The organism is Pedobacter humicola, from assembly GCF_056490705.1.
Window position 1 is genome coordinate 1 of sequence record NZ_JBWJIG010000025.1, and the last position, 24,870, is coordinate 24,870.

The 24,870-nt window shown below is 38.9% G+C and carries 24 protein-coding genes; 15 read left to right on the forward strand and 9 right to left on the reverse strand.

Annotated features, from left to right (window positions below; all coding sequences use genetic code 11):
* Positions 1-45: 45 nt before the first annotated feature.
* From typA to AC04Q1_RS24875, 3 genes are all read right to left on the reverse strand, one after another.
* The gene (typA, locus tag AC04Q1_RS24865; protein WP_478367245.1) at positions 46-1,851 is read right to left on the reverse strand and encodes a translational GTPase TypA; all 1,806 of its coding nucleotides are present in this window, start codon (positions 1,849-1,851) and stop codon (positions 46-48) included.
* Between the two features lie 198 nt (positions 1,852-2,049).
* Positions 2,050-2,823 (reverse strand): alpha/beta hydrolase, encoded by a 774-nt coding sequence (locus AC04Q1_RS24870; RefSeq protein WP_478367246.1) that lies wholly within the window; start codon positions 2,821-2,823, stop codon positions 2,050-2,052.
* A gap of 76 nt (positions 2,824-2,899) precedes the next feature.
* Positions 2,900-3,487 carry a Crp/Fnr family transcriptional regulator gene (locus AC04Q1_RS24875; protein ID WP_478367247.1) on the reverse strand — a complete coding sequence of 196 codons (588 nt, stop codon included), beginning with the start codon at positions 3,485-3,487 and terminating at the stop codon, positions 2,900-2,902.
* 236 nt (positions 3,488-3,723) lie between these two features.
* On the opposite strand from AC04Q1_RS24875, the gene AC04Q1_RS24880 reads away from it, so the two are divergent.
* Together AC04Q1_RS24880 and AC04Q1_RS24885 are read left to right on the forward strand one after the other, a co-directional pair.
* Positions 3,724-4,023, forward strand: coding sequence for a DUF4180 domain-containing protein (locus AC04Q1_RS24880; protein ID WP_478367248.1), 300 nt, complete (start codon positions 3,724-3,726; stop codon positions 4,021-4,023).
* Between the two features lie 164 nt (positions 4,024-4,187).
* Positions 4,188-4,865 carry a TIGR02117 family protein gene (locus tag AC04Q1_RS24885; RefSeq protein WP_478367249.1) on the forward strand — a complete coding sequence of 226 codons (678 nt, stop codon included), beginning with the start codon at positions 4,188-4,190 and terminating at the stop codon, positions 4,863-4,865.
* A 279-nt stretch (positions 4,866-5,144) separates the two neighbouring features.
* Here AC04Q1_RS24885 and AC04Q1_RS24890 read toward each other — a convergent pair whose 3' ends face one another.
* Positions 5,145-5,957 carry an alpha/beta hydrolase gene (locus AC04Q1_RS24890; protein ID WP_478367250.1) on the reverse strand — a complete coding sequence of 271 codons (813 nt, stop codon included), beginning with the start codon at positions 5,955-5,957 and terminating at the stop codon, positions 5,145-5,147.
* 180 nt (positions 5,958-6,137) lie between these two features.
* Here AC04Q1_RS24890 and AC04Q1_RS24895 point away from each other — a divergent pair, with 180 nt between their 5' ends.
* From AC04Q1_RS24895 to AC04Q1_RS24950, 12 genes are all read left to right on the forward strand, one after another.
* Positions 6,138-6,845: an esterase family protein gene (locus tag AC04Q1_RS24895; protein WP_478367251.1), complete on the forward strand. Its 708-nt coding sequence runs from the start codon at positions 6,138-6,140 to the stop codon at positions 6,843-6,845.
* Positions 6,846-6,956: 111 nt separating this feature from the next.
* Complete coding sequence (locus AC04Q1_RS24900) at positions 6,957-8,012, forward strand: ATP-grasp domain-containing protein (protein ID WP_478367252.1); 1,056 nt, start codon at positions 6,957-6,959, stop codon at positions 8,010-8,012.
* A 29-nt stretch (positions 8,013-8,041) separates the two neighbouring features.
* The gene (locus tag AC04Q1_RS24905) at positions 8,042-9,142 is read left to right on the forward strand and encodes a carboxylate-amine ligase (protein WP_138819678.1); all 1,101 of its coding nucleotides are present in this window, start codon (positions 8,042-8,044) and stop codon (positions 9,140-9,142) included.
* Positions 9,143-9,149: 7 nt separating this feature from the next.
* A complete protein-coding gene (locus AC04Q1_RS24910; RefSeq protein ID WP_478367253.1) occupies positions 9,150-9,977 on the forward strand; it encodes a type 1 glutamine amidotransferase in 828 nt (275 codons plus the stop codon).
* 8 nt (positions 9,978-9,985) lie between these two features.
* Positions 9,986-10,672: a hypothetical protein gene (locus AC04Q1_RS24915; RefSeq protein ID WP_478367254.1), complete on the forward strand. Its 687-nt coding sequence runs from the start codon at positions 9,986-9,988 to the stop codon at positions 10,670-10,672.
* Between the two features lie 15 nt (positions 10,673-10,687).
* Positions 10,688-11,875 carry a hypothetical protein gene (locus tag AC04Q1_RS24920; RefSeq protein ID WP_478367255.1) on the forward strand — a complete coding sequence of 396 codons (1,188 nt, stop codon included), beginning with the start codon at positions 10,688-10,690 and terminating at the stop codon, positions 11,873-11,875.
* Positions 11,876-12,055: 180 nt separating this feature from the next.
* Positions 12,056-12,280, forward strand: coding sequence for a FeoB-associated Cys-rich membrane protein (locus AC04Q1_RS24925; RefSeq protein WP_478367256.1), 225 nt, complete (start codon positions 12,056-12,058; stop codon positions 12,278-12,280).
* Positions 12,281-12,292: 12 nt separating this feature from the next.
* Positions 12,293-12,880 (forward strand): Crp/Fnr family transcriptional regulator, encoded by a 588-nt coding sequence (locus tag AC04Q1_RS24930; RefSeq protein ID WP_478367257.1) that lies wholly within the window; start codon positions 12,293-12,295, stop codon positions 12,878-12,880.
* A gap of 182 nt (positions 12,881-13,062) precedes the next feature.
* Positions 13,063-13,593: a YceI family protein gene (locus AC04Q1_RS24935; protein WP_478367258.1), complete on the forward strand. Its 531-nt coding sequence runs from the start codon at positions 13,063-13,065 to the stop codon at positions 13,591-13,593.
* Positions 13,594-13,661: 68 nt separating this feature from the next.
* Complete coding sequence (locus AC04Q1_RS24940) at positions 13,662-14,531, forward strand: pirin family protein (RefSeq protein ID WP_478367259.1); 870 nt, start codon at positions 13,662-13,664, stop codon at positions 14,529-14,531.
* A gap of 293 nt (positions 14,532-14,824) precedes the next feature.
* Positions 14,825-18,229, forward strand: coding sequence for a trifunctional glycoside hydrolase family 18/polysaccharide deacetylase/glycosyltransferase family 2 protein (locus tag AC04Q1_RS24945; RefSeq protein WP_478367260.1), 3,405 nt, complete (start codon positions 14,825-14,827; stop codon positions 18,227-18,229).
* Between the two features lie 127 nt (positions 18,230-18,356).
* A complete protein-coding gene (locus tag AC04Q1_RS24950) occupies positions 18,357-18,815 on the forward strand; it encodes a hypothetical protein (RefSeq protein ID WP_478367261.1) in 459 nt (152 codons plus the stop codon).
* Between the two features lie 7 nt (positions 18,816-18,822).
* Here AC04Q1_RS24950 and ispF read toward each other — a convergent pair whose 3' ends face one another.
* Both ispF and porV read right to left on the reverse strand, forming a co-directional pair.
* The gene (gene ispF / locus AC04Q1_RS24955) at positions 18,823-19,302 is read right to left on the reverse strand and encodes a 2-C-methyl-D-erythritol 2,4-cyclodiphosphate synthase (protein WP_478367262.1); all 480 of its coding nucleotides are present in this window, start codon (positions 19,300-19,302) and stop codon (positions 18,823-18,825) included.
* A gap of 21 nt (positions 19,303-19,323) precedes the next feature.
* Complete coding sequence (gene porV, locus AC04Q1_RS24960) at positions 19,324-20,511, reverse strand: type IX secretion system outer membrane channel protein PorV (protein ID WP_478367263.1); 1,188 nt, start codon at positions 20,509-20,511, stop codon at positions 19,324-19,326.
* A gap of 659 nt (positions 20,512-21,170) precedes the next feature.
* On the opposite strand from porV, the gene AC04Q1_RS24965 reads away from it, so the two are divergent.
* The gene (locus AC04Q1_RS24965) at positions 21,171-22,859 is read left to right on the forward strand and encodes an SUMF1/EgtB/PvdO family nonheme iron enzyme (RefSeq protein WP_478367264.1); all 1,689 of its coding nucleotides are present in this window, start codon (positions 21,171-21,173) and stop codon (positions 22,857-22,859) included.
* A 90-nt stretch (positions 22,860-22,949) separates the two neighbouring features.
* On the opposite strand, the gene AC04Q1_RS24970 is transcribed toward AC04Q1_RS24965, so the two are convergent.
* The 3 genes from AC04Q1_RS24970 to AC04Q1_RS24980 are packed head-to-tail and all read right to left on the reverse strand — an operon-like array spanning position 22,950 to position 24,865.
* A complete protein-coding gene (locus AC04Q1_RS24970) occupies positions 22,950-23,450 on the reverse strand; it encodes an acyl-CoA carboxylase biotin carboxyl carrier protein subunit (RefSeq protein ID WP_478367265.1) in 501 nt (166 codons plus the stop codon).
* Positions 23,451-23,453: 3 nt separating this feature from the next.
* Complete coding sequence (locus AC04Q1_RS24975) at positions 23,454-24,110, reverse strand: DUF4159 domain-containing protein (protein WP_478367266.1); 657 nt, start codon at positions 24,108-24,110, stop codon at positions 23,454-23,456.
* Positions 24,111-24,160: 50 nt separating this feature from the next.
* Complete coding sequence (locus AC04Q1_RS24980; RefSeq protein ID WP_478367267.1) at positions 24,161-24,865, reverse strand: 16S rRNA (uracil(1498)-N(3))-methyltransferase; 705 nt, start codon at positions 24,863-24,865, stop codon at positions 24,161-24,163.
* Positions 24,866-24,870: the final 5 nt, after the last annotated feature.

Below are 24,870 nucleotides of genomic sequence, written 5' to 3' on the forward strand. Positions count from 1 at the left end.
AGCCCCGATTTACATCGGGGCTTTAATATGTATGTGCTTAAGAAATTAAGCGAATTGTTTTCCTTTAACTTTACGTTCCTGTTCTGTTAAGAAGATTTTACGTAAACGCATGCTTGCAGGTGTAACCTCGATATACTCATCAGCCTGAATATATTCCATAGCCTCTTCTAAAGAGAATTTTATTGCAGGTGCAATACGTGTATTATCATCGGTACCAGAAGCACGCATGTTGGTTAATGCTTTACCTTTTACCACGTTTACTACTAGATCGTTGTCACGGATGTGCTCACCCATAATCTGACCTTCATAAACATCTGTTCCCGGGTCAATAAAGAAACGGCCTCTATCTTGTAATTTATCAATTGAATAAGCGGTAGTCTGGCCTTTTTCCATTGAAACCAATACACCATTCAAACGACCAGGGATTGTACCTTTCCAAGGCTCATAAGCTTTGAAACGGTGTGCCATAATCGCTTCACCAGCTGTAGCAGTTAAAACGTTGTTACGTAAACCAATGATACCACGAGCTGGGATTTCAAATTCTAAGTGTTGTAAATCGCCTTTTGGCTCCATGATCAACAACTCACCTTTACGTTGTGTTACCAATTCGATCACTTTACCCGAAACTTCTCCCGGAACATCAACGATTAAGGTTTCAACCGGTTCATGTTTTTTACCATCAATTTCTTTGATGATTACCTGAGGTTGACCTACCTGAATCTCATAACCTTCACGACGCATCGTTTCGATTAGTACCGATAAATGGAGGATACCCCGGCCATAAACCAACCAAGCATCTGGAGAAGCTGTTTCAACAACTTTCAATGCTAAGTTTTTCTCCATTTCTTTGAATAAACGTTCTTTTATACGTTGAGAAGTAACTAATTTACCTTCTTTACCAAAAAATGGAGAGTTGTTAATGGTAAACAACATGTTCATTGTAGGCTCATCAATACTGATAACAGGTAATTGTTCAGGTGTTTCAAAATCAGAGATGGTGTCACCAATATCGAAACCATCAATACCTACAACCGCACAAATATCACCTGAACTTACTTCTGTGGTACGGATTTTCCCTAAACCTTCGAAAGTATAAAGTTCTTTTACTCTTGATTTTACGATTTTACCATCACGTTTGATTAAAGTAACCGGCTGGTTTTCTTTAATTGTACCGCGGTGAACACGACCGATAGCGATACGGCCTACGAAAGAAGAATAATCTAACGAAGTGATCTGCATCTGTAAAGTACCCTCGTTAATTGGTGCAGGTGGAATGTTGGCCACAACCGCATCTAATAAAGCGAAAATATCCGTTGTTGGCACTTTCCAGTCGGTACTCATCCATCCTTGTTTAGATGAACCATAAATTACCGGAAAATCCAACTGCTCTTCAGTTGCTTCAAGGTTAAAGAACAATTCGAAAATCTGCTCATAAACCTCTTCCGGGCGACAGTTTTCCTTATCCACTTTGTTTACCACCACAATCGGTTTTAAACCAAGGGCTAATGCTTTTTGTGTTACGAAACGCGTTTGAGGCATTGCACCTTCAAAAGCATCGCAAAGTAAAAGTACACCATCTGCCATTTTCAGAACACGCTCTACCTCACCGCCGAAATCCGCGTGACCAGGAGTGTCAATAATGTTAATTTTTACGTCTTTGTACTGAACCGACACGTTTTTAGATACAATCGTGATACCACGCTCGCGCTCTAAATCGTTGTTATCCAATATCAAATCTCCTGTTTGTTCGTTGTCACGAAAAATAGAACAAGAATGTAAAATCTTATCAACCAAAGTAGTTTTGCCGTGGTCAACGTGTGCTATAATAGCTATATTTCTAATCTTTTGCATAAAATGCGCCTCAAATTTGGCGCAAAGATAGTGTTTTGAAATGGATTTTCTACTATATCCCTTACTATTTAATACGATGATAATGTTGTAATTATCTCATTTTTAACTGGAAAAGCGAATGCACTTTTTTTGCAGGCCGATCATGTACTCGCCTTTCCCTTAAACCACTAGAAAATCTTTGACGAACATCAACTAAATCTAGTTTTTGATCCAGTTGTAGATGTAAGTCGCCACTTCTTCCCAGTTTTTTTCTCCGGCAATGAAATGGCTCCTGCCTTCAAACATTTTGAAATCGGTTACACTTTCTGGATTTTTATAGGCCTCAAAGTTTCTTTTGTTCAAACTTGCTGGCATAATATGGTCTTTCTCACCAGCAATGAACAATAAGGGCTGATGCACTTTTTTAAAATTGATCTTTGCATAACTTTTCAAAGTGCCCCAGGCAATTGCCCTACTTTCTGGCACCACAAATTCATCAAATACCTGATCGGATTCGGTTCTTAGCAAAGTATTCCCAAAGGTATAATGAAACCATGATTTGGTTGGCATAAAAACAGAATTGCCCTTAAATGGATTAACAACGGTGAAATTAGATTTCCAGAAACTCCATTCGTATGGAATAACGCCCATTGGAGGAGCACCATCAATCATCACCCCCGCTTCGCCCTTACCAAGGTCCATTAATTTTTGAACGGTCAGTCCGCCTAATGAGTGTCCGATCAGGATGGGTTTTTCCGGCAATGCATCAATAAATTTCACCAGGTTGTTCACCACATCAACAAAATTTACCTGGGTTAAATTTGGGTCAATGTTTGTTCTTAAAGTTTTTGGGTCGCCTTCGTGAGATGGATTTGCAGGGGTATAAACAGTATAGCCTTTGGTTTCGAAGAAAGTTTTCCAGGCGGCCCAGCTTTTGTTGTTGACAAATAGGCCATGTACCAATACGATTGTTTTTGATTTTAGATTTTTCATGTTGTTTTTTGTTTTAATTTGATACCTCAAATCTCCAGCTTAAAAACAGCAATAATTTTAACCCAGGTTAAAATCGTTACTTCCCTGTTAATCTTTTTCTGATCCTGCTTAACGATGGCCCCTGGATGCCCAGATAAGAGGAAATATGATAGAGCGGAATGTTATTGAAAATCTGCGGATGGTATTTAATCAGGTCGAGATAACGTTGTTCGGGTGTTTTAAAAACAAAACTCTCAGCCCTATCCATGGCAATATTAAAGGCTTCCTGCGCCAGAAGGCGTCCAAAAGTTTCCCATTGATGCGATTGCCGGTACAGTTGCAACAGATCATCAATGTGAATATAAACCACTTTAGCATCCGTCATGGCCTGGGTATGGTAATCGCATGGCAGCTGATTGACAAAACTTTTAAATGTAACGACAAACTGATTCCCTGAATATAGAAAGACATTTTTCTCTTCACCACTTTTCTCGTCAACCACATAAGAGCGGAATACACCTTCGATGATGAATCCCAAAAACTTACAAACAGTTCTGTGCTGGTTATAAAAGTCGCCTTTTTTATATTGTTTTATTTTCCAGTGCGGTTTTGAGGATTCAAATGCTTCAGTATCCATTTTAGCGAATTGGGCGAACGCGTAAGCAACAATATCAATTTCTTGCATATACATTGAAGAGGTTAATGGGGTTTAAAGGCTAATATCGCTATTAATTCTAAAACATAAGGACTTGTGTAATAATCCTTAACTAAAGAAACGAATAAATTTTAATCAGCGCATTATTTTTATATTAGCAGCAAGGAAACTAAAATATTTACTTTGAAGCGCCTATTTATTGAACCGATGAAAATTGAACCACATACCGTAAACGATACCCAAATTGCTGAAGTATTTCGGAAGAAGTGATTATCAATCACGCTGAAGACGGATTAGACTTATTGGGAAACCTGTATTATCAGGGTTTTGATAAAATCATCATACACGAACAGAACATTACACCTGCCTTCTTTGATCTAAAAAACGGAATAGCCGGAGAAATCCTTCAGAAGTTTTCAAATTATCGGGTAAGCCTGGCCATTATTGGTGATTTTAGCCCATACCAGAACAAAAGCATTAAAGACTTTATTTACGAAAGCAATAAGGGCAAACACATCAATTTTTTGGGTTCGACGGCTGAAGCATTAACCAAGCTAGGCAATTGAGCAATCTATAGATTTAACCAAAATCCATAAGAAATCACCTCAAACGCTGGTTTTGCTTCTCCCTCTAAAATGGCTAAAAATTCTTATGCGTGTCCGTCCGGATCGTTGAAATGGGTTACCAAAAATGCCAATGCTGTATTAAGGTTAAATAATCCAACCAAAAAATGAACAAAAGGTTTTTAAAGATTACCGGCAAATGCTGCATTGTTTTTATTGCATTGATTGGCATTTACTTTATCACCGCTTTTTGTTGTTCGCGCATTACCATAAACGCACAGCCTTCAAACCCAAAGGAGCTTGCCATCTACATTATGACGAATGGTGTACATACCGACATTGTGGTTCCGGCAGTAAGTGCCGAAATAAACTGGACAAAGGAGATCAGCTATAAAAATACTTTAGAAGCGGACAGTACTTATCAGTACCTGGCCCTGGGTTGGGGCGATAAAAAATTCTACCTCGAAACTCCCGAATTTTCAGACCTTAAATTGAGTAATGGGCTAAGGGCAATTTCTGGATTAAGCACATCGGCCATGCACACTACCTATTACCAAAATATACAAGAAGATGCGAACTGCCGAAAAATCATGATCAGCAAAACGCAATACCTGCAGCTGATCTGTTATATCTTAAATAGTTTTCAAAAAGATGAGGCAGGGCATTTGATCAGCGTCAAATCAAACCTACACTATGATATTGGCGATGCTTTTTATGAAGCAAAAGGCAGTTACAGCATTTTTAAAACCTGTAATACCTGGGCCAATGCGGCTTTAAAATCGTGTGGTCAGAGAAGCTGTTTGTGGACCATCTTTGATACCGGTATTTTTTTAAAATATGAGTAGATAATTAAAACAAGTATTCTTCGTACCAGCAGATGGCCTACCTTGACCCCGGCTCACCCTAAAAAGACCAAAAACAGCCTTTGGCTTTACCTTTTAGGTAAGCAAAAGGTAAGGAATAGGTAACCAATAGGTAAAGAAAGGGTAGAGAACAGGTAAGCAAAGGGTAAACCAGGGGTTAACCTGGTACCTACAAAAGATAGAAATTAGTCAGGAGCCGGAAGTCCGAGGTCTTGAGTCGATTTCTTGAGCTGCAGGCTTGGGGTTAAGCGGTTTAATCAATTAAACCTCAAATGCCCAATCTAAAAAGGCAGGCATTACGCTTTCCCAGGTTGGAACATCATGTTTACCACCAACTTTTTCGTAGTAAAAAACATTGTCAGGCCGTTTATACCCCTTATTCAGGAGGATTTTCACAACATCAATCGTATCATCGATAGAATCGATGATCATATTTTTATTCCGATCGGCCTTTTCATCTTCCGTTCCGGTCATTAACCAGAATTTCATATCAGGCTTAGTAGTGCTACTGTTCAGCTGGGTATGCATAATGCGATCGGCATCAGTATAACCTTCTGCCAGGTCCTTTTTCCGCCACCAAAATGCCCCCGAAAAAACACCGATGACATCAAAAGCGGAAGGATTATTCCAGGCAATATCAAAGGCAGATAAACCACCTAACGAAAATCCCGCAAAACCCACTTTACCAGTAATCGGCATAGCAATTTTCTTTTTAACGAAAGGCAAAAGTTCTTTAATTACAAAATCACCATATAAGTTGGCTTTTGCACCACGCCCTTTAAAATCAGGGGTACCTGCCACACCATATTCCATTAAACGGTCGTCTGAGGCTTTAATCGCCACCACAATTAACCTGTGGTTTCTTTTGCCGTGGTGGGCATCTTCCAAAATCCGTCTGAAATCCATTTTGGCAACATCCTGCCCATCGTTCAATAAAAGAAGCTCTATTTTTTCATTCCCCAAAATCCCTTCGGGTGTATAAATATCTATTTCTACCTCGTGCTTTAAATAAGCAGAAGGTATTTTAAAATTGCTTTTGTTAACTTTTACCGATAAAATTGTTGTGTACATCATATTCAAATCCCCTATCACATGGCTATCGCCTCAGAATTCGGGGCAAAGGTACAAATCTCCGTAAACTATTAATTATCATAGGTTAATTTTTACAATAGGCTTTTATTTCGATCATTTTTAGCACTTAAACTATTCTTTTTGTAGATTTTAATTTATACCTTAAGTCATTCAATTTTTATTATGGTTAAAGAAGAACATAAGAAATGGTACAGCCCGAATTTAAGTGGCGAAATCGACATGCTCATCTTTGGTCACGGTGGCATCCCTATCCTACTGTTCCCGACAAGCATGGGGCGATACTTTGAAAATAAGGATTTCAAACTGATCGATTCTGTTGAGGGATTTATCAATGAAGGAAAAATTAAGATCTATTGCCCTGATGGTGTTGACAAATTGAGCTGGTACAACAAGAGTATCCATCCTGCAGAGCGCGTTAAAAACCACATCTGGTACGACAAGTATTTATTGGAAGAAGTTGCCCCCCTGGCACGGCACGAAACCGGGCACAGTAAAATTATTACTGCTGGCTGTAGTTTTGGTGGCTACCATGCTGCAAATTTCGCGTTCCGCCACCCCTGGTTGGTGAGCCATATGTTTAGCATGAGCGGGGCTTTTGATATCTCCGGTCAGCTGGACGGTTTTTACAATGATGATGTTTATTTTAACAATCCTGTAGATAATCTGCTCAACAACAGCAACCCGGAACTGCATTACATGAAAATAGTACTCGGTACAACCGATCGTGACATGTGCAGACCGGATAATGAGCGTTTATCGGGTATTTTAATTAAAAAAGGGATCGACCATTGGCTGGATATCAGGCAAAATGCAGATCACGACTGGCCCATCTGGAGAGAAATGTTCCCAAATTACATTGCACAGCTTTAGTCTAGTCCAAAGTCGGCAGTATGAAGTCCTGAGTCGATTAAACTATAATAATCAAACAATTAACCATTTTACCAGTTAACCTATTGGTTAAATTAAACTACAATAGTACCAATGAAAAAAATAGGGATTTTATTTGGACAGGAACGTTCTTTTCCTGAAGCCGTAATCGAAAGGATCAATCAAAAAGCAGAAAAAGGCATTACTGCCGAAGCTGTTAAAATCGACAAAATATTTCAGAATGCACCTCTGGGTTATTCGGTAATCATCGACCGTATTTCGCAGGATGTACCATTTTACCGTGCCTCTTTAAAAAACGCGGCAATTACCGGAACTGCCGTCATCAACAATCCATTTTGGTGGAGTGCTGATGAGAAATTTTTCAACAATGCACTGGCCGAACAAATTGGTGTCCCGGTACCGAAAACGGCTCTAATCCCATCCAGAGAACATCCAACAGGAACTACTGGCGAATCTTTCTCTAACTTAACCATGCCTTTAGATTGGGATGCTATTTTCGAATATACCGGTTTCCCAGCCTACATGAAACCTTATGATGGTGGTGGCTGGAGAGACGTTTACAAACTACATGATAAAGAAGATTTTTTTGATAAACACAGTGGCACCCAACAACTGGTGATGCTTTTGCAGGAAGAAATCATTTTTGAAGAATATTTCAGGTGTTATTGCATTGGCGGTAAACATGTTCGCATTATGCAGTACGATCCGCGTAATCCACATCACCTGCGTTATGCAACTGAAGGCAAATCGCCAGATCCGAAATTGCTTAAAACCGTTGAGGAATATACCTTGAAATTATGCAGATATTTAGGCTACGACTTTAATACTGTAGAATTTGCAGTACGCGATGGCGTGCCAATCGCGATCGATTTCTGTAACCCTGCACCCGATGCCGATATCAAAAGTGTTGGTCAGGAAAACTTCGACTGGGTAGTAGAAACCACTGCCAATTATGCCATAGAAAGGACGAAAGCGCAAAAAGACGGTCAGGATAATTTAACCTGGGGCGAGTACATCAAATCGTCGGTTGGTGGCAAACCATTAATCGCGAAGGCTGCACCAAAAGCCGCAAAAGCAGCTGCACCGAAAAAAGCTGCCACGGCCGAAAAGGCACCCGTAAAACCTAAAAAAGCTGCATCAAAAAAATAATTGGGATTTATATTCTAATCAATATTAACATGAACGAGTTTACGCTGGGCATAGAAGAAGAGTACATGGTAATTGATCCCGTTACCAGAGAACTTACTTCTCACGACCAAAAAATTGTAGAGGCTGCACAAAAAATACATAAAGACCAGGTGAAAGCAGAAATGCACCAGGCAGTAGTAGAAGTGGGTACCGGCATCTGTAAAACCACTACCGAAGCCCGCAAAGAAATTTCGCAGCTGCGTTATACCGTATCGCAGCTTGCCGGAGAGCAGGGGCTGAGAATTGGTGCGGCTGGTACCCACCCATTTTCACACTGGGAAAAACAGCTGATTACCGAGCACCCCAGATACAATGAGATTGTAAATGAGCTCCAGGAAGCTGCCCGCTCCAACCTTATTTTTGGTCTGCATGTACACGTAGGCTTTCAATCGCGCGAACTGGCTATTCATATTGCCAACCAGGTCCGCTATTTCTTACCCCATGTTTTTGCCTTATCAACCAATTCGCCTTTTTGGGAATCACGGAATACAGGTTACAAATCATTCCGGACTAAAATCTTCGATAAATTTCCGCGTACCGGTATTCCGGATATTTTTAACAGCATCGAAGATTACGATAATTATGTAAAACTCCTGATCAAAACCAATTGCATGGATAATGCAAAAAAGATTTGGTGGGATATCCGTGTACATCCTTTCTTCGATACCGTTGAGTTCCGCATTTGCGATTGCCCGATGTTAATTGATGAAACCATGGCTTTTACAGCCTTATTTCAGGCCTTATGTGCCAAATTGTATAAACTGCGTTTGCAGAACATGGAATTTATCAGTTATTCGAGAGCGCTGATCAACGAAAACAAATGGCGGGCCGCGCGTTACGGAATTGATGGGAATCTTATCGATTTCGGTAAAGAAATGGAAGTAAACTGCCGAAACCTGGTTTTAGAATTACTGGATTTTGTAGACGATGTGGTGGATGATTTAGGTTGCCGTGAGGATATCAGTTATGTGCATAAAATCCTGGAACATGGTACAGGCGCAGACAGACAGTTGGCGGTTTACCAGCAAACTGGTAACTTTGAGGCGGTAGTAGATTACATTACTACTCAAACACTTATAGGCGCAAAGTAATTTTATAATGGATAAAAGGAGCTTAAAGGTGGCTGTTATCGACTTGAATAACGGTGCACCTAATCAGGGTATGCGGGGAATCCAGGAAATTTTATCCCGTTTTAGAAATGAAAACAATATCGATTTAAGCTTTGATATTTTTGATTTAAGGCAAAAAGGTGAGATACCAGGCATTGGATATGATGCCTATATATCGAGTGGTGGCCCAGGCAGCCCCATTGAAAGTAAAGGGGAACAATGGGAAAATGATTTCTTTAATCTTTTGGATCAGATTGAAGCTTTTAATCATCAAAATGAGGAGAGAAAAAAATATGCCTTCTTAATTTGTCATTCCTTTCAATTGGCTTGTAGAAAATATGAATTGGGCAATGTAACCGAAAGGCGGTCGAATGCTTTTGGGATCTTCCCTATTACATTGACCGACGATGGTGAAAAAGACGAAATTTTTAATGGCATCACCAATCCTTTCTTTTCTGTTGACAGCAGGGATTGGCAGGTTATCGAACCCGATTTTGCGGCTTTCGAGCGAAAAGGCGCAACACTTCTGGCCATTGAGAAAGAACGTAAACATGTAGATTTAGAACGCTGCATGATGTCGATCCGTTTTTCCGATGAAATTATCGGTACACAGTTTCATCCGGAGGCCGATCCGGTAGGCATGAAAATGTATTTATTACAGGAGGAAAAGAAAAAAGCGATTGTGGATATGCATGGGGAACAGAAATACCTCGATATGCTGAACAGTTTGGACGATCCTGCAAGGATTGTACTTACACAAAGTGTTATTCTACCTAATTTCTTACAAAAAGCAATTGGGAATTTGCAAGAGGTATAGTTTTATTTATGGAAATAGAGGAAGATTATAAACTTGAAAATATCGATTTAGAGGATATTGAACACACTATTGCTAAGATAATTACATCTTTAAAAATTACACTGCCATCAGATGCATTTTTAGAAGTAAAAACATTTGGAGACATCTGTGAAGTTTTTCAAAAGAACATTAAATACCAACACGAAGAAAGCTGCACTACTCAACAGGCCTTTTATAAAATCCGTAACGCCATTGCTATTTCACAAAAAATAGACAGGAAAAATATTAGCCCCGGCACTCGCTTAGATGAAATTTTCCCCAGAATTGGGCGTAGAAAGAAAATAAAAAAATTTCAAAAAGAACTAGCTATACCTGTTAATTTTTTAACTATGAAAACATGGCTTGTGCTTTCCATTATTGCTGGTTTCCTAATCTCATTGGTAGCTTTTTTCTTTAATTGGAAATTTGCTTTAACAGGAGTTTTGAGCTGCTTGATTTTTAATTGGATCGCAACAAAACTTCAACAGGAAATTGAATTAATTTCAATTGGAAATCTTGCTAAAAAAATAGCCAGAGAACATTATTTGCAGGCGAGACGAAATCAGGATACTATAAATAAAAGAGAAATCACAAAGGTTATTCAATGTAATTTTATAGCCGACCACGATTTAAAACCGACAGATTTATATCAAGATGCGTTACTTTCTAAGTGTTGACCAAATTACAAACCTATGATACCTGCCCAACGCAAAAATTTCAACCAGCAGTTTACCGAAGAGAAGTACCAAAACTTTCTTACTGAATTGCAAAACGGCTATCCTCAAATTCCTTTTAGGGTTGCAGAAACTCCGGTTTTTGTCCCAAAAGCGTTAAAGGAAAAATTAATTGCTGCGGGAGAGGAAATCATCAACCTGATTAAACAGCCTAACTTTAAAACACTTACGCAAAAGTCGATTCCTGCTGAGTGGAACGTACCCAACGAAAATGAGCAGCCCCATTTTTTAACTTTCGATTTTGGGATCTGTAAAAATGATGCAGGGGAGCTTATCCCTATGCTGATCGAAATGCAGGGTTTCCCATCGTTATATGGCTTTCAGCACCATCTGGCCAAAACCTTTCAAAGCAATTTCGAAGTAGATAGCTCGGTTAACTATTTTTTAAACGGCTATAGCGAAGAAAAGTATATCCAATTGCTTAAAGAAGTGATCATCGGTAAACATCAGGCAGAAGAAGTAGCTCTGATGGATGTAGACGCACCCAATCAAAAAACCGCTATCGATTTCTTCGTCACACAGAAACTGCTGGGTATTAAAATTTTGGCACTGGAAGACATTAAAAAAGCAGGCAAACAACTCTTTTACGAAGAAAATGGCAAACAGGTTCAGCTAAAGAGAATTTACAACCGCCTTATTTTTGATGAAGTTGCCGATAATATTGCCATTTTTAAAAACAGCTTCGATCCCCGCGAAGAACTGGATATCGAATGGGTTACACACCCCAACTGGTTCTACCGCATCAGCAAGTACACCATGCCCTTTTTAAAAAGTGAATTTGTACCTGAAACACGTTTCCTTAACGAATTAACAGTCATTCCACCCGATTTAGAAAATTATGTATTAAAACCACTGTTTTCTTTTGCCGGCATGGGTGTAATTATCGATGTAACTGAAACAGACATTACTCAAATAAAAGATCCCGAAAACTGGATTTTACAACGGAAGGTAAACTATGAACCAGCTGTTCAGGCCCCTGATGGTGGTGTAAAAGCCGAAATCAGGATGATGTATTTATGGCCGGATGGCAGCGAGCCTCAGTTGTGTATTAATCTGGCCCGATTGAGCAAAGGCAAAATGATCGGGGTGCGTTACAATGCCAATTTCGACTGGGTTGGCGGTACGGTTGGCTTTATGGAGGAATAATTCTCGTTTTATTAACCACAGAGCACACAGAAATCTGAAGAGAAATTATATTTCCGTGTTTTCAGTGAATCCGTGGCAAAAACAAAAAACAGTGAATAACAACGTAATTAATATTATCCGGCCACGGATTCACATAAAACAAGCGCTATGCCCTCTGTGTAAAACCCGGTGTTCTCTGTGGTGAAACAAGCAATATATTTACATTCAACTGAACAGCAAAGCACTAAAAGCCCTTATATTTGTATCATGGATATTCAAACGATTTTAGTCTTTTTACTTTTTGCGGTAGCATTGGTATATGTTGGCCGTTTGGTTTTTAAATCTTTACAGGTAAAAAAAGATGGTTGCGGTGGAAATTGTAAATGTGGTGTAGATTTTTCCGATATTAAGCCCGTAAAAAAATAACAGTCCATCTTTATGATTCATCAGTTTAAAACTTACTTTCAGTCAAAAATAGATTTAACTGATGAACAGTTCGATAGCATTTCTGCTCCACTAAAGGTTAAAAAGTTCGATAAAAACGAAATAGTACAATTTAAGGGCGACATCCTAAAATATGGCTTTTTTGTGGGTAAAGGTTTACTGCGGGCCTATTCTATTGATGCGAAAGGGAAAGAGCATATTATCCAGTTTGCGCCTGAAAACTGGTTTGTATCTGATCGCAATCAAATGCATGATGAGCCATCCGATTTTTTTATCGAAGCCATAGAGGCTACAGAAGCCGTTATTGTTCCTGATAATTTTATGAGTGAAGCTTCGCGTAAAGTTCCATGTTTGTTGGCCTTAAATGTAACCATGCTTCACAATTCGATCCGTTTTATGCAAAAAAGGATCAACATGTTGTTAAGTGCCACGGCCGAAGAGCGGTACCTCGATTTCATTAAGCTTTACCCCAACCTTACCCTCCGCGTACCACAGTGGATGATTGCATCATACCTGGGCATCACACCCGAATCGCTAAGCAGGGTAAGAAAAGAACTGGCCAATAAACATTTCAGGCCTTAGGTAATTTTGAATGTTGAGTTTTGAATAAGTGAATGACTTAATTCAATCTAATCTTTCAATATTGCAACATTCAATCATTCTGCAACTCAATCACTTCCTTTCTTACCATACATCAATCTTGAGCTGAAACCTGTGTTGTACTTTTGTGTTGTAAATATTAAACATCTCAAAAAACAAAAGATATGGCAACTACAAAATGGACATTAGATCCAACCCACAGCGAATTACAATTTAAAGTAAAACACTTAATGATTACTACCGTAACCGGTAGCTTAAAAGCCTTTTCAGCAGAACTAACATCTGAAGGTGATGAATTTGAAAATGCAGAAATTTCTTTCAAGGGTGATATCGATTCGATTGATACCGGAAATACCGACCGTGATAACCACTTAAAAAGCGGCGATTTCTTTGACGCAGAAAAATTTGCGCACATCGAATTCAAATCCAATTCAGTAGAAAAAGATGGTGGCGATTATATCGTTAAAGGTGATTTAACCATTAAAGGCGAAACTAAACCTGTAAAATTAATCGCAGAATTTGGTGGTATTGCGACCGATCCATGGGGAAATACCAAAGCAGGTTTTACCTTAAGTGGAAAAATTAACCGTTCTGACTTTGGTTTAACCTGGAATGCTGCCTTAGAAACCGGTGGCGTAATGGTAAGCGAAGAAGTTCGCCTTTTAGGTGAATTGCAGTTTGTAAAAAGTGTATAAGCAATAGGTGTTTGCGATAAGCGTAATGTATCGCTTATCGCCAAACGCATAACAGAAAGGTTCCGGTAATGGAAACAAAACAAATAGAAAAAGTACTGAAAGCCCCCGCCCCGCACATGGTTGGCGATGGCTTTAGGGTACACAACTTTTTCCCCAGCGGTTACGAGATCAATATGAGTCCGTTTTTTTTAATGGATTATGGCTCAAAGATCGAGTTTTCCGCAAGGAAAGAACCGAGGGGCGTTGGTGTACATCCGCACCGGGGTTTTGAAACCGTAACGATCGCCTACCATGGCGCGGTTGCGCATCACGATAGCTCTGGAAACAGCGGTGTGATTTATCCCGGCGATGTACAATGGATGACTGCAGCAAGTGGTGTATTACATAAAGAATATCACGAGGAACAATATAGCCTTACTGGAGGTCCTTTTCAAATGGTCCAGCTTTGGGTTAATCTTCCTGCCAAGGATAAATTGGGTAAACCAAGATATCAGGCAATTAAACAGGCAGATATGGCCCATTTTGATGTGCCAGAAAATGGAGGCAAAATCGAAATCATCGCAGGTAATTATCAGGGCATTAATGGCAATGCAAATACCTTTACCCCCATCGAGCTGTATAACGCCAGGTTAAATAAAGGTGGTGAGGCTATTTTCAACTTCGCCGAAAATTTCAACACCGGATTTATGGTGATTGAGGGTTCTATCAAAATCAATGGGTCCGAAACCGCATCCGTAGATAATTTTGTTTACTTCAAAAACAAAGGGCAAGAAATTCAGATCGAAGCCCTTGAAAATTCTGTAGTGCTGATTTTAAGCGGCGAGCCTATAGATGAACCAATTGTTCAATATGGCCCGTTTCTAATGAACACAGAGGCCGAAATCAATCAGGCCATCGAAGATTACAACCAGGGAAGATTTGGTTATTTAGAAGAGTAAACTGATATCGTCGTGCTGATCCGATAGCTACGGATTTGTTTCAGCATCTTTTACATAAAATCCTATTTTAGAATAGGTTAAAAAGCCGGCATTTTTGTGAAATTTGTCGGCTTTTATATATTTAAAATCTGTTTATTCTTTTTATTCAGCGCTTTATGAAACTGATCAATAGCAAGATAAAAATAGTATCTTAGGGTAGAACTAACGATCACCATCTCCATCCTTTCTTTTTAAATCATTCATCCAATCTTCATATTCGTTAGTGACATTTGATCATCAATCAGAACAGAAAAATGTCCGGAAAACAAATATTTCAAACTGAGACTAAAAGACGCTGGCACACCTTCACATGGGTAAGCCGCACATTTTTTTTAGTTTTCATAGGCGCAATCATCTGCGTGGTGTATACCCTTTCATCTGTACAGGAACCCAATTTGCCCTTCATCAATACCAATTCTCCACTAACACAGAAGCAGTTAGAGAAGTTAAAGAAATCGCAACAGTACAAGGACTTCACAATCGAAAAATCACAGCTCCAAAAAATTAGAAAAGACCGTGAGCACCGCATCTTAACCCATCGAGGCAATAGCAAACGGATCAATATGGCTTTTTATGTAAGTTGGGCATCAACCGTTGGAAAATCTTTACCAGATCTCAAAAGGAACATTGGCCATCTGGATATGGTCGCTACCGAATCCTTCTTTTTAAACGGCGACTCTATTGTGGATAAAGCGGATACTGCCGCGTTAAAAGTAATCCATACTGCCAAAAAATCAGCTATTGCAGTAGTTTCCAATTACAATAAAGATCATTGGGACGGTGCAGCAGTAAGGCGCTTATTGAACGATCAACCTGCACAGCAGAAATTAATCTACGATCTCATCGCCATCACAAAAAAATATGGTTACAGTGGCATTAATATTGATTTTGAAGAGCTGAATCTTGAAAACAGCGACAGTTTTCACGCTTTCATGAAAAATCTTTACAGTCAGTTCCATGCCGAAAAATTGATCGTTTCGCAAGATATTTCACCCGAAAACGACGATTATAAACCAGAAATCCTTCAAAAATACAATGATTATATTATACTGATGGCTTACGACCAGCATACAGAACAAAGTAATGCAGGCGACATTTCCCATCAGGAATGGGTTGAAGAGAAACTTGATGACATTTGCAGCAAGGTAGATGCCAATAAAGTGATTCTGGCTTTAGCTTGTTATGGTTATGATTGGCCAGAGAATAGTTTCGGTAAATCCGTTACCTATGAAGAAGCGATGACTATGGCTGTTAATTACAAAAGTAAAATAAACTACAGTCCTGCCTCAGCCAATTTAAACTATACGTATAACGATGGAAGTGGAATTAAACATGAGGTTTATTTTACCGATGCGGCAACCTATTTTAATTTAATCCGCAAGGCAGATGATTGGGATATCGCAGGTATTGCGTTATGGCGTTTAGGCTCAGAAGACAAGCGTTTATGGTCTTTTATTTCGAATGACCTTAGTTTGGATACCTTAAAGAAAAAGCCATTCGATCTGCGTAAAATTGCTTCGTTAAACATGGGTGGCATCTCTTATATCGGCGATGGTGAGATATTAGATTTAATTTCTACACCAACGCCTGGAAGTGTTAAATTCACTTTAAACAAAGACAATTTTTCAATCGCCGATCAAAAATACACCAGGCTCCCTGAACAATATGTAATTAAACGGTTCGGCGAGGCAGACAAGAAAATTGCCTTGACATTCGATGATGGTCCCGACCCTGTTTATACCCCGCAGGTACTCAATATTCTGAAACAGGAAAAAGTACCTGCCTGTTTTTTCGTGGTTGGCATAATGGCCGAAAAGAACATGGAATTGCTTCGGCAGGAATATAATGATGGTTATGAAATCGGAAACCATACCTTCTTCCATCCAGATATGTCGGCCATCGGACCAAGACGCGTGAAGTTCGAGCTGAATGCAACCCGGAGGCTAATTGAAGCCGTTACCGGACACAGTACCATTTTATTCCGCGCACCGTTTAACGCCGATGCAGAGCCGCAGAACATTTCTGAAATTTTACCTGTTGCCCAAAGCCGTAAAGAGAACTACATCAATATCGGCGAATATATCGATCCCGAAGATTGGGAACCCGGCAAAACCGCTGATCAGATTTTTAATGAGGTGGTGAAACAGCAAGACAATGGCAATATTCTCTTATTGCATGATGCCGGCGGAAACCGCGAAGCTACCGTTGCTGCTTTGCCGCGGATCATCAAATTCTTTAAGGCAAAGGGATATACCTTTACAACGGTTGGCGATTTAATGGGCAAAAAAAGGTCAGAACTGATGCCAGCGGTTAAATCAACCGCAAACAGTGGTTTTTCAGGATCTGGTGATTATTTTTTCATCAATTTCTTTTACTACGGAAACATGATCCTGAATATCATATTTTCTGTTGCTATCGTATTGGCTATTTTGAGGACGATATTTATTGCCTATCTCGCCTTCAGACAGCGAAAAAGAGCAAAACGTAATGTGGGTAAACTGATCACAAACCCGTCAGAGAAAGTGAGTATTATCATCCCGGCTTACAATGAAGAGGTTACGGCGGTGCAAACCATTAACAGTCTTTTAAAAACTACCTACCCTGATTTTGAACTGATTTTTGTAGATGATGGTTCAAAAGACAAAACCTTTGAGATCATTGACCAACATTTTGGTAACCATCCTCAGGTAAAGGTTTTCAGAAAAGAAAATGGAGGTAAGGCATCTGCTTTAAATTATGGTATCTCAAAAGCCAGTGCCGAATTTGTAATATGTATAGATGCAGATACCCAGTTAAAGGATGATGCGGTTACTGAATTGATGCGCTATTTCTATAGCGATAAAATTGCTGCCGTAGCAGGAACTGTAAAAGTTGGAAATGCCAATAACATCATCACCAAATGGCAATCTATTGAATATATCACCGCTCAGAATATGGATAGAAGAGCCTTCGATTTATTAAATACGATTACCGTTGTACCAGGGGCAATTGGTGCTTTTAGAAAAAAGGTGATTCTTGAGGTAGGCGGATTTACTATCGATACCCTTGCCGAAGATTGTGATTTAACCATGCGCATTTTAAGGGCAGGTTATAAGGTGAAAAATTGTGATAATGCAATTGCTTACACCGAGGCGCCAGAAACGGTAAACATGCTCTTAAAACAACGTTTCCGCTGGAGTTTTGGTGTAATGCAGAGTTTCTGGAAAAACAGAAAAACACTGCTCAACAAAAAATATGGTTATTTCGGAATGGTAGGGATGCCTAATATTCTGATCTATCAGATCATTTTACCCTTATTTTCACCCCTTGCCGATCTCTTTATGCTTATTTCTTTAATTAGTGGCTTGTTTTCTTTGAGTGCAATCAATAACTTAACCTTAACCGGTTTTTCAGGGATTCTAAGTCTGCATAATGGTTTTGGTCAGGTACTTTTCTATTATATCATCTTCATTATCGTGGATATGATCTTTGCCGCTATCGCCTTCCGGATGGAAAAAGAAAAGTATGGCAATTTACTCTACATTTTCCCACAGCGCTTTTTCTGGAGACAACTCATGTATGTGGTATTATTCCGCTCCTTCAGAAAAGCCATTAAAGGGGAATTGGAAACCTGGGGAACAATGAAAAGAACAGGTAACGTGAAAGAGCAGGTAGCATAATATTAGTTTATAAAAAAGAAGGCAGTTTTTTTTAGAAACCTGCCTTCTTTCGATATCCTTTTCTCCCTCGACAAAAAACGTAAACAATTCATAACAAGCTATTTAAAAAAAAACATTATTATTGTTAATGGAAAAATCTAACCAAACTCCATTTTCTATTAAAAAGCTTTTATTCACTGCACTGGTTGCCGGAACATTAGATGGACTTGCAGCGGTTATATTCTTAGGAAAGATGAATTTTATGGGGGTATTTCAATATATCGCCAGTGCCATCTTCGGAAAGGAAGCATTTGCGGGAGGCATTGAAACGGCACTTATCGGCTTAGCTTTACACTATTTTATAGCTTTTAGCTTTACCTTAGTTTTTACTATCGCATCCACAAAAACTTCCATGTTAAGACAAAACATTATCTTATCGGGAATAATTTATGGTGTTGTAGTCTGGAGCATCATGAATTTATTGATTGTTCCGCTCACTAAAATACCGGCGGCTCCATTTAATTACGAAAGGGCAATTCTAAATGCAGTTATTCTGATTTTCTGTATTGGCCTACCGATTTCGTACCTAACAGCACGTAAGCTGTAAATATGAACTAGGGTTTTTCTATCAAACAAACCGCATAAGAAACAACACCTTCTTCCCTACCAATAAAGCCCATTTGCTCGTTGGTGGTTGCTTTTATCGATATGTCGTCTGTAGAGATGCCAATGGCATCAGCAATATGCTGTTGCATGGCTGGGATATGGGGATTAATCTTAGGCGCTTCTAAGCACAGCATCGCATCGATATTGCCAATCTGCCACCCTTTTTCAGCCAACAGTTTAACCGTTTCTTTCAATAAGATGAGGCTGCTAATACCTTTCCATCTATCATCGGTATTTTTAAAATGGAAACCGATATCACGCAGGTTGGCCGCACCTAAAAGTGCATCGCAAATGGCATGGAGTAAAACATCGGCATCTGAATGTCCGAAAGCACCTTTATGGTGTTCCAAGGTAACCCCACCAACAACAAATGGATGCTGATCTTTTAACTGATGCACATCGAATCCGAAACCTACTCTAATTTTCATGTATATTTATTTTAATCTTATTTATCTTTTGCTTTTATTCTCGCCAAAGTTAAACAATAGACCAAAACGTAAGGTATTTGCAAGCGGACTGGTTTGCGCATTTGCAATTAAATAAGAGAAATCTATATTAAAAACGTTGTATTTTAAGCCTAAACCTAAAGTAAAGTAACGGCTATCGCCCTTCATTGGGCTTTGGTAGTTATAACCTGCTCTAACGGCAAACTGTTGGTTATACCAGTACTCTAAACCTGTAGAAATTCCAACTTCTTTCAGTTCTTCGCTAAAGCCACCCGGTGCATCGCTAAACGAGCCAAAAATTCCGGCGGGCACCGAACGGTTCGGATTTTTTCCACTCACAATATTATTGTTCGAATCGTATATCGGTTGCGTTGGCACCAGCAATTTATTAAAATCAAGTGCAAAGGTTAAAGTGCTAAAATCGTCTACAGTGATTGTAGACGCACCACCTATCTTAAAATTGGTGGGTAAAAAGAAACTCTCGCCACCATCAGAATAGCTCATTTTTGTTCCGATGTTTGAAATATTAGCGCCTGCAGAAAGAATAGCCTGCCGGCCAAACATTGTTGTAGTAGTTTTATATAATCCCGATACATCAACTGCCAGCGCATTTCCACCATGTACCTGGCCGGAAGATGAAAATTGTCCGGAAGCTAAATTGGAGTAGATATACCTTAGCGAGGTCCCCAAAGAAAACTCTTCACCAAAATTACGGGCAAAAGAAACATCAAAAGCAAGTTCATTGGGATTAGAAATTCCAAGATCCTGTTGATTGATATCGGTAAGTTGAATCGAGCCCAAAGAAAAATACCGTAATGATGCGCCAATGGTATTGCGATTATCTAATTTATAAAAGCCACTTAAATAAGCGAGATTAATGTCAGGCACCAAACTTTTTAACCATGGACTGTAAGAAACAGAAAACCCGTAAGGCTTATCTAAAAAAGCAAGTTTAGAAGCATTGATACTGGCTGAATTTACATCTCCTGTAACGGCTACACCAGCATCACCCATTGCACCGGCACGGGCATCGGGCGTAATGAGCAGGAATGGAACTGCTGTTACAATGTTGTTCGACTCGCTACCATTTGTTTGGGTATTGCCTATGGTTACCTGAGCATTTGTTTTACCAAATACTAAGGCCATTGAGAGTGCAGAAAAAGCAAGTTTACTAATGTACTTGAAATTCATCCTTTAAAGGTACGTAATTTTAGATCCTGGTATTTAGCAATACTGAAGAATATATCAGTAACGTAAAACCAAAACTTATATTTCACCAAATTACGAATTCTATCATTATTTACTAATTAAAGCTACGATTTTTACATACGGGTGTGACTGCAAAAAATGCAAGTATAAAGCTAATAGCCATTTAGCAAATAATTTAATCCATATCTTTTTATTAAATACATTTATTAGGTTGATTTACCCGATTTAATCGCTATAAACCAATAAACCAAATATGGTTAATTTCTTGATCATCTTTTTCAAAATATTAGGACTCGATATTTATTTTCTGAGATGATAGCCCCCAATAGCAGATAATATAAATATGCCAGACAAGCTTTCCGTTTTATTCAAATTACAATATTGTAAATTTTGTATAAACAAATTGTAATTGACAATTAAAACAATACACAATTTTAGCAATAAAAAAATTTATCTCGCTTATTTATAATTATTTAGCAAAAATTCCGTTTAAAAATAAACAGACGCAATACGATATAAAATAATACGTTATGGGTTAAAAATAATCAATATTTTATTGCCACATTATTTATATATTCATTTAAAATTGTTTAATTTTATCGGTTGAATCCCTATAGGGGACGATATTCCCAACGTACTATATGAAAAAACTATTACTATATTCTTTTACTTGTTTATCATTAGCCGCCTTACTTTCGAGTTGTAGCTCAAAAAGTGCGAGTTCTAGTAAAACAGGTATCCCTTATGCCGACAGGAAAAGCAAAAACAATCAATCAGGTGCTTTTGCTGTGGCTACCAAATATAAAAGAGCGCCGGGACCTGGTTTAATTCCAATTGAAGGTGGTGTTTTGGTAGTAGGCGGTAGTGCCATCGAAGTACCAGGTGTAGAACCGAATATTTATAACTATAAAAGACAGGTTACCGTTCCGTCTTTTTATATGGATGAAACTGAAGTATCGAATACCGATTGGTTAGAATACTTACACTGGATCAGATACAACTTTCCTGAAGACCGCGAATTTTATTACAATGAATTACCAGATACATTGGTATGGCGCCAGGCATTATCATATAACGAACCTTACGTAGATAACTATTTAAGACACCCTGCTTACCGTGATTATCCTGTTGTGGGTGTTTCATGGGAGCAAGCTTCCCGTTATTGTGAATGGAGAACATCCAGGGCAAACGAATTTATTTTACGTGAAAAAGGAATCTTAACTGATTATAAGACACTTGCTGGTAATGGTAGAGGAAACACAGCTACTACGGCAGCTGCCCCTAGGCCTGATAAACCATATAACGACGCAGCCTATCAAAACGGACAATATCAGGACATAGGTAAAAATGCACCTATTGATTATAATACCAGATCGGGTGCTGCAACTACAACTGCCGGAGGAGCAGCAGCAGCTCCAGCATCTGGAGGTAGAAACAGTCAACCCAGAAGAACCGCTACATTAGAAGATGGTGTAATTATGCAACCATATCGCCTACCAACAGAGGCCGAATGGGAATATGCAGCTTTAGGTTTAATTGGTAATACAGAATACGAAAATATCAATCAGAATAAGATTTACCCCTGGAACGGATTAGGTGTGAGTTCAGCCAAAAAGAAAACAAGGGGTATGATACAGGCCAACTTTAAAAGAGCGCCTGGAGATTATATGGGTGTTGGCGGTTCATTGAATGATAAAGGAGATTTAACCGTTCCGGTTATCCAGTATGCACCAAACGATTTCGGCTTGTACAATATGGCCGGTAATGTTAACGAGTGGGTTAATGATGTTTACAGAAGCGCTACATTTACTGATGCTGATGCATTTAATCCATACCGTGGCAACTACTTCACCAATAAAAAATTAGAAGACTCGCAAAGTGGAAAAATTGCTTTGGATAAATATGGTAATCCGATTAAAGAAAATGCATACGCGGGTAAAAAACAAACATGGGCAGAGAAACAGGCTCAGGCTAAACGTTCTGATTCGATTTCAAAATCTACAGATCCACAGGCCGCAACAGCTGTTGCTTCAACAAGTTATCAAGCCGATCAGCGAGGATATCGCGACAGACAAAATACTTTACTTAACGAAGAAGGTGTAACCCTGGTTAACGATAAATCTAGAGTATATAAAGGCGGTTCCTGGAATGATATGGCTTATTGGTTAAACCCTGCAACACGCCGTTTTATGCAACAGGATGAATCATCTGCAGAAGTTGGCTTCCGTTGTGCAATGACCATGCTGGGTGCTCCCGAGATTAGTACCGGAGGAAAAAGAAATTTCAAAAATCCTCCACAAAGACCTTACCGCGTAAGCCGGGGTAAATAAAAAAGAAAAGTCCCGAAATTAAAATCGGGACTTTTTTTATGCCCATGTCAGGGACGGCAACACTATATCACCTCCTTAGTTATAAAAAAATCACTTAAACTGAACCAGGATCTGGTTTTTCTCTACCTTATCCCCTTGTTTAATCAATATCTTCTTAACCACACCATCTGTTGATGATTTCAAGATGTTTTCCATTTTCATGGCTTCGAGGATCACTAGGTTATCACCCTTTTTTATTTCAACATTTTCCTCTACCAATACTTTCAGCACTAATCCAGGCATCGGGGCCTTAATTTCAGAAACTTTATTGGCTGTTAAATTATCCAGACCAAGCTGTTTCAATAAAACATCAAACTGATCTTCAACACTGATCTGGTAGATATTACCATTAACCTTAATCTTACAGATTTTATCGGTTTTGTTCAACTCAACTATTTCTGTATTAAACGATCTGTTTTGATACAAAACGTGAGTACTATTATTGCCTATGGTGCTGATATCAAGCTCAACAGGCTCCCCATTCACCAAAAAAGTGGAATCCTTATTTTCAACCTCAAATAAAAACTGGTCGTTTACTTTTACTTTATACATGGGTTATTGTGTTAAAGCATACTGGACCAAATTTGCGCCCATTTTAAGCGCCTTAGACCTCGTTTCTTGTGTGTCTTCAGGGTAGGTGCCAAAATCCTCCCAGCCATTCCCTAAATCGCATTCGTAGGTATAATAACACACTACCCTACCTTTATAAATCAATGCAAATCCTTGTGGCCGTTTATTATCATGTTCGTGAATTTTTGGCAAACCTGCTGGAAACTTAAATTTTTGATTATATAATGCGTGGTTAGCAGGTAATTCTACAAAATTCAGTTCTGGAAATACTTTCTTCATCTGAGGCCGGATAAATTTATCCAGGCCATAGTTATCATCTATGTGAAGAAAACCACCACCTGTAAGATACTGTCGTAAGTTTTTCACTTCCTGATCGCTGAAAACTACGTTTCCATGGCCTGTCATATAAATGAACGGATAATTAAAAACCTCTTTAGAACCAACCTCTACTATGCTTTCTTCGGCATAAAAATTAGTTTTAAGGTTGGCATTGCAATAGGCAATTAAATTGGGCAATGCCGTCCTGTCTGCGTACCAATCACCTCCACCACTGTACTTTAACTTGGCCATACGGTAGGTAGGCGGAATAAAGGCGAAAAAAGTAAAGCTAATAAAGGCCAAAAGACTAAAGCTGAAAGCCATTATCCGAAATCTGGAAAACTGAAAATTAAAAACTGAAAACTTCAAATTGATTATCGGTTAAGGTAATTGATTTCAAAACAAACGGATAATGCGGCAGTTTCCGTACGCAATCTGTTATCACCTAAAGTTAGTGCTTTAAAGCCTTTATTCAAAGCTAAATTAACTTCATCTGGTGTGAAATCTCCTTCAGGACCGATAAGAATCAAATATTTTTGATGTGGAACTACAAGATTGGAGATATATTGTTTCTCTCCGTTATCGATACAATGGGCAATTAATTTTTCTCCTTCAAAAGGTTCTTTTAAAAAAGTGTCAAAAGAAACTGCATCGTTTAATTTGGGATGGTATGCTTTGATCGATTGCTTTACCGCGGAGGTAATTACTTTGTTTAACCGGTCTTCTTTAACCACCCTACGCTCCGATCGATCAGTAATAATCGGCGTAATTTCATCAATCCCTAATTCTGTTGCTTTCTCTAAGAACCATTCCACCCGATCTATATTTTTAGTTGGCGCAACAGCAATATGCAGGTAGTGATTTCTTTTATGAAACTCGGTTTCTACTTTTAATATAGACAGCGAAACTTTTTTTGGATTATCGGAGGTAATTTCAGCAGTGTAAAAACCACCTTTCCCATCTACCAGATTAACGATTGAACCAACGGCCAGGCGAAGTACTCTAACACAATGTTTACTTTCTTCTTCGTTAAGGGTATACGTATTTTGGGTAACATCTGGGGTGTAAAAAATATGCATGGTTC